This window comes from Cellvibrio sp. ATLC23 (assembly GCF_057196725.1).
In genome coordinates this window covers 234,281-245,662 of the sequence record NZ_JBXUOS010000003.1, presented here as the reverse complement: position 1 = coordinate 245,662, position 11,382 = coordinate 234,281, and the positions used below count along the sequence as shown (strand labels likewise).

Annotated in this window: 7 protein-coding genes; 5 read left to right on the top strand and 2 right to left on the bottom strand. The window is 50.7% G+C overall.

Annotated features, from left to right (window positions below; all coding sequences use genetic code 11):
- The first annotated feature begins 51 nt into the window (after positions 1-51).
- The 3 genes from AC2CG4_RS06680 (at position 52) to AC2CG4_RS06670 (ending at position 4,596) form a co-directional block, all read left to right on the top strand.
- Positions 52-645: a GNAT family N-acetyltransferase gene (locus AC2CG4_RS06680; protein WP_484485507.1), complete on the top strand. Its 594-nt coding sequence runs from the start codon at positions 52-54 to the stop codon at positions 643-645.
- A gap of 129 nt (positions 646-774) precedes the next feature.
- The gene (locus tag AC2CG4_RS06675; RefSeq protein ID WP_484485506.1) at positions 775-3,111 is read left to right on the top strand and encodes a TonB-dependent receptor; all 2,337 of its coding nucleotides are present in this window, start codon (positions 775-777) and stop codon (positions 3,109-3,111) included.
- Positions 3,112-3,291: 180 nt separating this feature from the next.
- The gene (locus AC2CG4_RS06670; RefSeq protein WP_484485505.1) at positions 3,292-4,596 is read left to right on the top strand and encodes a PepSY-associated TM helix domain-containing protein; all 1,305 of its coding nucleotides are present in this window, start codon (positions 3,292-3,294) and stop codon (positions 4,594-4,596) included.
- Positions 4,597-4,600: 4 nt separating this feature from the next.
- On the opposite strand, the gene mdoH is transcribed toward AC2CG4_RS06670, so the two are convergent.
- Both mdoH and AC2CG4_RS06660 read right to left on the bottom strand, forming a co-directional pair.
- Entirely contained in the window at positions 4,601-6,541 is a 1,941-nt protein-coding gene (mdoH, locus tag AC2CG4_RS06665; RefSeq protein ID WP_484485504.1) for a glucans biosynthesis glucosyltransferase MdoH, read from the bottom strand.
- Entirely contained in the window at positions 6,531-8,156 is a 1,626-nt protein-coding gene (locus tag AC2CG4_RS06660; protein WP_484485503.1) for an OpgD/OpgG family glucan biosynthesis protein, read from the bottom strand. The genes mdoH and AC2CG4_RS06660 overlap by 11 nt, the downstream gene beginning before the upstream one ends.
- A 349-nt stretch (positions 8,157-8,505) precedes the next feature.
- Here AC2CG4_RS06660 and AC2CG4_RS06655 point away from each other — a divergent pair, with 349 nt between their 5' ends.
- Positions 8,506-8,799, top strand: a complete 294-nt coding sequence (locus AC2CG4_RS06655) for a hypothetical protein (protein ID WP_484485502.1) — start codon at positions 8,506-8,508, stop codon at positions 8,797-8,799.
- Between the two features lie 134 nt (positions 8,800-8,933).
- Positions 8,934-11,324: a response regulator gene (locus tag AC2CG4_RS06650; protein WP_484485501.1), complete on the top strand. Its 2,391-nt coding sequence runs from the start codon at positions 8,934-8,936 to the stop codon at positions 11,322-11,324.
- Positions 11,325-11,382: the final 58 nt, after the last annotated feature.

The window sequence follows — 11,382 nt, the reverse complement described above, 5'->3', positions numbered from 1 at the left end:
CTGATTGGCAGCTCTGCCCGGATGCAGGAAAGATGCGATATGGAGGTTTAGATGAACACCAGAAACGATCTTTTGCTCGACAACATCCAATTTCGCCATCCGCTCACCAGCGATGGCGATGCCCTGCAAGCCCTGCTCGCAACCACCCCCGTACTTGATGGCAACTCAGTGCAGTGCACACTATTGCAGTGCGGTCACTTTGCCAAAACCTCGGTAGCCGCATTTTGGCAGGGGCATTTGGTCGGTTTTGTCTCCGCTTACTATCCGCCCACCGAACCCCAGACTTTGTTCGTCTGGCAAGTGGTGGTCGCACAAGAGGTGCGCCATTTAGGGCTGGGTAAAACCATGTTGCACTGGTTGGTCGATCAACCCGCCTGCGCCCACGCCCAGCGTTTGGTCACCGCCATCGGCATTAAAAATTCCATCTCCTGGTCGATGTTTGACGGTTTTGCCCGCGACATAGGCGCGCTGCCAATTAAATCCTTTGTAACCCCGATTACTTCATCGCCATCGCAGCAGCCAGAGGAATACCTGCTGCGCATTGCTCCGCTACCCAATCGCCCCGAACAGTCGGCCCGCCACGCGCTCGACAACCTCAAAACCAGCGGCTCCCATATTTCGGCGATGCGACGCTGGTTGGATTAACCCCTCCAGCGCAACGACTCCTCAGTAGCGACAACAAGTCGCACCCCTGCGACAATTTGTCACTGTGCGCGTGGCACTGAAACACTTAATGTTCCATTCCTAAATTAAAATCATAAGTGGGTGGGGTAAGTGAGAAATCTGAAAACCTTGCTGGCGATTGCTATCGCCAGTGTGAGTGCAGCCGGAATGGTGCAGGCGCACGAAGAAGTGCTGAAAAAAAAGCGCAGCAAAAATCCGCAACAAGTTGAAGAGGTAAAAGTCTGGGGCGAGGCGCGCGACAGTGCCAGCTCCGGTTATACCAATCCCACCAGTGTGCTGACGCAGGAAGATATGGTCAGCATTAACGCCACCACCACCGAAGATCTGGTCAAGTACGAACCCAGCATAGTGATTCGCAAGCGCTACATTGGCGATTCCAACGGTACTCTCGGGTTGCGCGGCTCCAATATGTTTGCCACCCCGCGCTCGATGGTATTTGCCGACGGCGTACCGCTGCATTATTTATTGCAAACCCGCTGGAGCGGCGCGCCCCGTTGGACCATGGTAAGTGCGAGTGAAATTGCGCAGGTCGAAATTTTGTACGGCCCTTTTTCGGCGGAGTACAGCGGCAATTCTATGGGCGGTGTGATCCTGATCGAAACCGCGATTCCACAAGAGCGCAAGGTGCATGTGGATCTGGATTATTTTGTACAGGATTTTTCTGCCTATGGTTTTAATGACACGCTAGAAGGTTACAAAACCTTTGTCTCTTATGGCGAAAAATTTGAAGATTTAAGTGTGTATCTCTCCTACAACCGGTTGGAAAATAACAGCCAGCCGCAGTCTTATTATTTTGATAGCAAACGCACGCTCAATAATGCAACGCCAGTGAGCGGTTTAATAACCGATACGGATGTGTATGGTAAGCCTGCATATTATTTTGGCGATACCGGTGTTGAACAAGCGGTCACTGATAATTTCAAAATCAAAATCGGTTACGATTTTGAAAATTGGTCGAGTTTATTAAATATCGCGTACGAAGATCGCAATACATTGCGCGATTCGGCCAATTCCTATTTAACCAATGCTGCGGGCGACACTGTTTGGTCGGGCAATTTTATTCAGGATGGAGTAGCAATCACTGTTCCTGCATCGCGTTTGGGTGCAAGCGAATTGGATCGCCGCAGTTTGTCCACTGGTTTGCGCATTAAAGGTGAATTGACTGACAGTACGCACTTTGAAGCGAACATGAGCGACTTCCGGATTTTGGAAGATAACAGCCGCGCGTCTAGCCATGCATTGCAAGATCCCTTATTCAAAGGGCACGGTTTAACCACCAATTATGAAGATACCGGCTGGCAAACATTGGAAGGAAAATTTACCTTTTCTAATGTGGTTGTTGATGGCCTGGAAGTAATCACCGGCGCACGCTATGAAGCCTATGAATTAAATTTGGATACATATAATTCTGCCGTGTGGACTAAGGGTGATTTCGCTGGTTTTACCGGCCGTAGTGGTGGCAAAACCAATATCAGTGCCGCGTTTGTGCAAATGAATTGGGATATTAACCCGCGTTGGGATCTGGCCTTGGGTGGCCGCTACGAGCGCTGGCAAAGTGAAGACGGTTATTACAGCAAAGATATTTCAGCAACGCCTGAGTTTGATTTGGTCAATGTTGTTGAGGCGTCCAGTAATCAATTTTCGCCAAAATTTTCCCTCGGTTATGTGCCAGCAGATTCTTGGTTGGTGCGTTACTCGCTGGCAAAAGCTTATCGTTTTCCAATTGTAGAAGAATTGTTTGCCCAGAGTGCATCGTATTCAAATGCGGTAGAAGCGCGCCCGGATTTAAAACCGGAAAACGGTTTGCATCACAACCTGATGCTGGAAAAACAATTTGATTCCGGTTACGCAAGGATCAACTTGTTCACTGAAACGATTCAGGATGCAATTGAATCCCAAACCACACTTCTGCCGAGTGGCTCGGCGGTTCCATCAATCACTACTTTTTCGGCTGTCGATGAAGTAAAAACCGATGGCGTGGAATTAATTTTGAATCGCTACGGCGTGTTAGTGCCGGAGTTGGATATTCGCTTCAATATCGCTTACACCAAATCGATTATTACCGACAACAGCACCATTGAAGATACCAATCCCAATGTCATTAGTATTGAAGGCAATGATTACCCGCGTATGCCCCGCTGGCGCGGTAATTTAATGACGACCTATCACGCAAATGATCGTTGGGATTTGAGTGCAAACCTGCAATATGCCGATAAAAGTTTTGGTCGCTTGCAAAACGATGACACGGCCGAAAACGTGATGGGCGCGCAAGATGGCTACACCCGCATCGGCGTAAAAACCACCTACGATCTGCGCGATAACCTGGAGTTGGGTTTTGGTATCGATAATGTCACTGATGAGATCAGTTATGTCGCTCACCCTTGGCCGGGCAGAAGTTATTATTTGAGTCTTTCTTACGATATGTAATTTGCACAGGGTTAAGTTGATCTGAGCCCGCGCTTAAGCCGAGTAGATTTTGAAACCCTCAAGTCATGGACGACTTGCGGGAGCCCCATGGATGGGTTTATGCGTTTTCAAAAACTACTCGGCTTAAGTGTGGGCGTATTTAATGTGCTATCTAAAAAGCGATCTCAAAAAGGTTAAAAAATGAATGCCAACGCACCTCTTAGCCAAACCAATCAATCCCGTGGGCTTTATCGCACCATTTGGCGCTGGCATTTTTACGCCGGTATTTTTTGTATTCCGTTTGTCATTGTTCTGGCGCTCACCGGTGCGATTTATTTATTCAAACCCTATTACGAAAGCTGGCAGGAAAGCCAGTTTCACCAGATAAATTCAACTGCTGAGCGCGCGCCCGCTAACCAACAAATTCAAGCGGCGCTGGATGCAATCCCCGGCGGAAAATTTCTCAGCTATCGTATGCCGCAAGACCCGACTGAAGCTGTGCTGATTAAAGTGCAAGCTGACTCCAATTGGCAGGTGTTCGTAAACCCTTACACTGCCGAGGTGGTTGGCAAGCGAGAAACCAGTTGGCAGTTAATGAATATTGTCAAAACTATTCACGGCGAATTGCTGATCGGTAATGTTGGTTCTATTTTGGTTGAGCTGGCGGCCTGCTGGGCAATTGTATTGCTGGTGACCGGTTTGTATTTGTGGTGGCCGCGCAATGCAAAAGGTGTGGCGGGTGTTTTGTATCCGCGTCTGCGCGAAGGCAGTCGCATTTTCTGGCGTGATATTCACGCGGTTACCGGTATTTGGATTTCCACACTCGCGTTATTTTTATTAGTGACGGGGTTACCTTGGGCGACTGTATGGGGCGCCGCTTTAAAAGAAGTGCGCGCAATCAATTTTTCCGCACAGCAGGGTTGGACGCAAGGCCGCGCAGAAGAACATCAACACTGGCGCGCCCAAGCCAGCGAGGTATTTGATTTAACACCGGCAATGTTAACTGCCGCCGAAACCATTCAATTGGCGCCGCCGGTTGAATTAAGTATTGCCAACGCTCATCACAATAGCTGGAAAGCTTCATCGCAAAGTCAAAACCGCCCCGCGCGCGCCGATGTCTGGCTCGCGAGTGATGGCAGCATCGAAAAACAAAGCGGTTTTGCTGAAAAAAAATTATTGGATCGCGCCATTGGAATAGGCGTTGCCGCGCACGAAGGTTATTTGTTCGGCTGGTTTAATCTGCTGCTCGGTGTGCTCACCTGTGTGGGATTAATACTAATGAGCGTCAGCGGCTTTATTCTCTGGCGCAAGCGCAAACCCGATTCGGTATTGGGTGCGCCACCGGCAATGCCAGCCCGTGTTGGTTTTGCGGTGGTGGCGATTACCCTTGGCTTGGCGGTATTGCTACCGTTATTAGCCATTTCACTGCTGGCGCTGTTGGCGCTTGAGTTTTTACTGTTCCGGCGTATCAATTCGGTGAATCAGTGGTTGGGGCTGAGCAAATAATTGCTCAGCGTTTAACGCTCACATACTCATCCATTTCGCGATGGGGCATTGCCGTCCAGTTGTCGGCGGGCAACTCTGGAATGGATGCCGGTGTCGCCAGGGGCGGATGCTCAATGGCTAAGAGTTCATCCAAATGCGCCAGTACCGGATCGGCAATCGCCTCGCTCGGGCTTAAAAAGATTTTATGTTCGCGGGTGCTGCGCCCCCAATCCAAACTACTGGAGTAGCGCACTAGCACCGATGCCAAAATCAAACCGGTGATGACCGGTGTTAACCACCAAAAAAATATCGGGGCGTAGGTGTAGGTCATCGCCCCCCACACCAGCGCGGCGATGGTCATTTTAGAAGTGCGCGCAATACATTCCCCCCAAGGTAAGAGGCGGCCTTCGCGATCTTGTGAATCCCAATTGACTTTAAAACCGAGCAAAACCGAAATTACAAAATAGGCGTGGTAGACCATCATGATCGGTGCAATCAGTACCGCAAAAATGGTTTCAATAAACGCGCCTTTGATAATCGCCTTCGCACCGCCAAATTGTTTACGGCGATGCACTAAAGCTACCACCACCCCGAGGAATTTTGGCCCCATCAAGAGTGTGGTGGTGAGCAGGATCAAGGCTACGATCAATTCCGTTTTGGCGATCGGCCAGTTGGGGTACAACTGGTAAACCTCAGTGAAATACACATTGGAATTGATCGCGCGCACTACTGCATCTGCGGTGCTGAGCACTAGCATCAATAGCCAAATTAGCGAGGTGATATAGGCAATCGCGCCCAATAAAAAGTGCATGCGGCTAATGGGATGTAAATCTTTGGTATCGACTATGCCTAAGTGTTGGATATTGCCCTGCACCCAACGGCGGTCGCGGGTGGCGTAATCGATAATGTTGCACGGTACTTCTTCGTAGCTGCCTTCCAAATCGCTGAGCAGAAACACATCCCAACCGGCACGGCGCAGCATCGCGGCTTCGACAAAATCGTGGCTGAGAATATCGCCGCCAAAGGGCGCTTTGCCGGGTAAAGTCGGCAGGCCGCAGTGGTCGATAAAAGCGCGCATACGAATGATGGCGTTGTGCCCCCAGTAGTTGGCGGCATCGGTCTGCCAAAAAGCGAGGCCGGTGGCGAGCATGGGGCTGTAGAGCACGGCGGCGAACTGAACAAAGCGGCCAAAAAAAGTGGTTTGGCGCACCGGAATCGGAATGGTTTGAATCAGCCCGGTGCGCGGGTTGGCCTGCATGGCGCGCACCATTTTTAGCAGGCACTCGCCGGTCATAATGCTGTCGGCATCCAACACAATCATATGTTCGTAATTGGCGCCCCAGCGCTGACAGAACTCGGCAATATTACCCACTTTGCGCGCGGTATTTTTTTCGCGGCGGCGATAAAACGCCTGCTTGCCCAACCCACCCAAGCGCCCCTGCAATTGCTGCCAAGCATCGCGCTCGGCTTGGGCGATGGTCAGGTTGGTGGTGTCGCTGAGCAAAAAGAAATCGAACTGGGCGATCTCACCTGTCTGTTCCAGCGAGCGCAGGGTCGCCTCAAAACCGGCGATCACGCGGTGCGTATCTTCGTTGTACACCGGCATCACCACCGCCGTGCGACAGGTGATGGGCGCTGTGTCGGCCAGTAGGTTTTTGGTGGATTTCAGCGTGAGCGGATCAATGCGCAACATCTGCAATACAAAACCGAACAGGCCGCTCCAGAAGGCGAGCGAAAGCCAACTGAAGCTGATGCCAAACAGCAGCAGAATGACGGCTTCCAGTGTGGTCAGATCATTGGCGCGCAAGATGTCGAACATGATGTACACGCCGCTGATGGCGGTGAGCACACTCAGGATCACATACACATAGCGGCGCAATGATTTGCCCGGGATGCTGATCGCATCCGCAGGCAGTTGGGTTAAATCGGCTGGGGCGCGGAACTCCTGGGTCATATCAGATTGCATCCGGGTACCAGACATAGCTCCAGACTTCACTTAAACGCTGGTCGCGCAATTTTAGGTAGAGACGCATATCGGCTACTTTGTCGCCCTCGGGGTCCAGTTTAAACGAGGCGCGCCAAGTGCGGCCATCGGGCAGTTGGCGCACTGTTAATTCGCTGATGGTTCCGGCGTTTTTTTGCATCTCGGCGACTAGCGGTGCATCGGTCGAGAGGTTATCCAACTCCCCACCGCGGAAATCGATTACAAATTTGCGCTTGCTCGCCGGTGGCGGATTGGCCTGCCCCGGGTTTGCGCCCCAACCAATACGGGTGCGAATGACTTTGGCTCCGGTGTTTTCGGGTAGATGATCATCGAAGGTGCGCAGGCGATATTTAAAGGTGGCGGTACTGCCTGCTTTCATCGATTTACTGGGTACCCAATAGGCAACCAGGTTGTCATTAGTTTCGCTATCGCTCGGGATTTCTACCAATTCTGCGCGTCCTTTGCCCCAGTTGCCTTCGGGGATAATCCACATGCTTGGGCGCTTTTCGTAACGCGCTTCCATATCCATGTAGTGATCAAAGTCGCGGTCCCGTTGCAGCAGGCCAAAACCGCGCGGGTTTTCATCGGACATAGATGACACGCGCAGTTGGCGATGATTACTGATTGGGCGCCAGATCCACTCGCCGTTGGATGCGGCCATTAACAGACCATCGGAATCATGTACTTCGGGGCGGAAGTCATCGACAAAACGAGTGTGGTTTTCGCCCCACATATACATGCTGGTGAGCGGCGCTACGCCAACTTTTTGGATGTCTTTACGGGCGAACAGACGCGCTTCTACCGCCATCTCGGTCGGCGCGCCGGGGATGATTTCAAAGCGATAGGCGCCGGTAATCGATGGACTATCGAGCAATGCATACATCACCATGCGCGTATCTGTTGGACCTGGTTTGACCAGCCAGAATTCGCGAAATACCGGAAACTCTTCACCTTTGGGTTCGGCGGTGTCGATTGCCAAACCGCGCGCTGATAGGCCGTAAGCCAAGCCCGGGCCAACCATGCGGAAATAGGATGCACCTTGGAAGACGATAAATTCATCTTTGTAGTCGTTGCTATTGAGCGGGTAGTGAATGCGGAAACCGGCAAATCCTATATTGTCTGGTGCAACTCCGGCGAGCGGCGCGGCGGGGCCGTCGTAATTAAAGTATTCCTGTTTGAATTGCACAAAGGCATCTGGGCCATTGGTCGCCATATGCAGGGTGATAGGTTCACGATATAAAAATCCAGGGTGAAAGAGCTGCAGCTCGAATAACGACTCGTTGTGCCAGAGCGATGCTTCGGGACGGAAGCGAATTGAGCGATATTGGTCGTAATTCATATTCGCCAGTGCTTCGGGAATATTGGCTTGAATCGGTTTGTATTCACGGCGCGCGAGCAATTTTGCACGCGAGGCTATGGCATCAAACAGGGCGGGTTGGGCAATCTCGGTCGCCGCTACAGGGGCAACCGCAGGTTGTGATTGCGCCTGGGCAAGCCCGATCAGGCCAACATTGAATGCACAGCTGATCGCCAGCGTAGTGAAACCGGTACGGGTAAATAATCGACTACCAATTTTGTTGTTAAACAACATGCTCATCCACTCTTTCTCCGCGTCGAATTATTCAGATCAGTTAATTAAAAAATGATTTATGCACACACAACCACACCCGATGACAGCGGTGATTATTCTGAAGTTCGGGATGGAATTAGTTGTGGGCGGGATGCCTGCTCCCAGAGTGCAAAAACTGAGAGCTGGCGCGCATTGTAAACCATCTGTTGCTGAAAAATAGCGGGACTGGCAGCACAAGTCAGTCTTTTTTTTACGCTTCTTTGCAAAGCGCCATTTGATGTTCTGGGTGCTTCAAATAAATAGGTTATTCCCAATCAGTCTTTGCGATTAATCGGGTATCAGCTTAACTCAAGAGTAGTACTCAAGGAGAATCACTATGAGCAATTCTGCTATTCAGGCGCTTCATGCCCAGCCCAATTTATTGCCCGTTGTGCGGCGCGTTATCGAACAGTTAAACGAACTTTTTATCGAACATTTCGGTTTGTTAGGTCAGGGGTTGGTTGATGATGCGTTCAATCAGTGGTTGCGGGCGGGCAAAACGGGGCCATCGGGTTTGCGTCACTATGTCCACGCACTGGGGGTGCAGTTGGAGGAGCCCGCGGTGCGCGAAGATTTTATCGAGCGCGCCGAGCAGTTACTGCTACATCTCCAGTCCGGTTATGTAAGTTAAGCGCAAATTTCCCCCTAGTCTAAGGTCTTTACTCATGCTTGGTCATGGGGGCAAGTGCTTTTTGCTGCTACACTCAAGGGCACTCCTCTCTGGTCTTGCGGCGGTTGGTTGAGATGCCCAACATAAGAAAATATATGCGTGAAAACCCTATAGCGGCGCGGCTATTAGGGTTGATTATCATCAGTAGTTCGATCATCACACTGGTTGCAATCTTATTGCAGCTGCACAGCAATTTTAATGACGACATAGCCGCACTTGAAAAGCGTCTGGATCAGGTGCGTATCAGCACTCTCGCGAGCATCACCAAAAGCTTGTGGGGTTTTGATCAGGAACAATTAAATATCCAGATCAATAGTGTTCTGGCCGTGGACGATGTGGTGCAGGTGAAGGTGGTCTGGCACGATTGGAACAACACCGAACAGACGCTAGTGGCAAGCAATCAAGCCTATGACCCAAAGGATTTAGAAAATAAACGCAGTCAGTTTTTGGTGCGTAGTTATCCGCTAGTGTATGAAGACGCCAGTACGCCGGAACAGCAATTGGGCACCCTCACGGTGACTGCCAGCCTCAGCAGCATTTATGACAAATTGTGGGAACGCGCGTTTTTTATTGCGTTGGTGCAGGGTACTAAAACACTGGTTATTGCGCTGTTTATTGTTTGGCTGGTGCACACCTTGCTGACCCGCCATATGAAAACGGTTGCTAATTATGCGCGCAATCTCAATTTGGAGACCTTGACCAAACCGCTCAAACTCAAGCGCATGAAGGTGGATTCGGCTTCCGATGAGCTGGATAATGTGGTCAACGCGATTAATCACATGCGCGAGACGTTGCTCGACGATATCGAGCAGCGCCATGCAATCGAAATGGCGCTGTTGAGTGAAAAAGAAGAGAAGCTGGAAACGCGTAGACAAAAAAATGCAGCGGAAGATGCAAGCCGTGCCAAAAGCCAATTCCTCGCCACTATGAGTCACGAAATTCGCACGCCGATGAATGGCGTAATCGGCATGCTGGAGATGCTGCGCGATACTCCACTCGATGACAACCAAAAACATTACATAGATGTGATTCATCGCTCGGGTGAAACCCTGCTCGCTATCATTAACGATATTCTCGATTACTCTAAAATCGAGGCGGGGAAAATGCGCCTCGAGGAAACTACCTTTGAATTGGATGAAATGATCGAGAATTGCGTGCAATTATTTGGTGCTACCGCGAACAAACGCCACATCGAATTATTTGGCGGGCTGGATCCCAAGGTCCCTAAGTGGGTTAAAGGCGACCCCACCCGCTTGCGTCAGATCATTATCAATTTACTCGGCAATGCATTTAAGTTTACTACTGAAGGTTTTGTCACTTTGCAGGTGCAATGCAGTGCAGAGCTGCCGGACGATATGGTTGAGTTGCGTTTTATCGTACAGGATAGCGGCATTGGTATAGAAATGAGCCGCACGGAGGATTTGTTTGATTCCTTCAATCAAGCGGACGCGTCCACTACGCGCAAATATGGCGGTACCGGTTTGGGTTTGGCAATTTGCAAAAGTCTTGCAGAGTTAATGGGCGGTGAAATTGGTGTTGAGAGCGTAAAAGGGCAGGGCTCCACGTTTTGGTTTACTGCGCGCTTGCACCAAGAGTCGGTGTGCGACTGGAATCGCCCGCAGTTGGAGTCCAGCAGCGATTTGTTGCCAGGAAAAAAATTATTATTGGTCGAGTCCAGTTCTCATCTGGCGGAATTTATGGCGTCGCATTGCGCTGCGTGGGGAGTCAATTTGGAGTCGGCCGCATCGGCAAAAGCAGCGTTAACGCAGCTTAAACATGCGTTGCATTCGGGTGAGCCCTATGATTTTGTCGGCTTTGATCAGGCGCTACCAGATGCTGTTGGCTTTGAATTTGCGCAATGGTTAAGGGCGCTTTCTGAGTTTCGTGAGCTGCCCCTATTTATGTTTAGCGCGGGTGATGTTTATCACGATCAAGGGCAAGTGCGCAGTCTGGGGATTCATGCGATTCTGCGTAAGCCCGTATCGATGAAATTGTTGCAGCAAGAATTAATTGCATTGCTGGGGCACGAGCCACTACCGCAAATGACTGCTGAGAAACCGGTGCGCGACCTCGATAAGTTTTCGCACCTGCGAGTGCTGGTGGCTGAGGATAATCCGGTCAATCGCATGGTCATTAAAGGGTTGTTAGGCAAGCTGGGCATAGCGCCAGTCTTTGCTGAAAATGGAGTTGAAGCCTGCGATGCAGTGCAGGAGGCGAGTGAGCGTTTTAATTTGATCTTGATGGATTGTGAAATGCCGGAAATGGACGGGTTTGAAGCCACGCGCAGCATTCGCGACTATGAGGGGCGCGAGGGTTTGCCTGCAACACCTATTATCGCGCTCACTGCTCATGCGCTTCAGGAACATCGCGACGCGGTGTTCGCCAGTGGCATGAATTACTATCTATCCAAGCCTATTACCTTCAATAATCTGTATTTAGCATTTGAAGCGGCGGGTTTGGTTGAGCGGGAAAATTCCCCTAATTGAGCTTTGTCCGCTGCGCGCACATAGCGTTCCCCTATAGTAATGATTAGTTTTTTCTCCT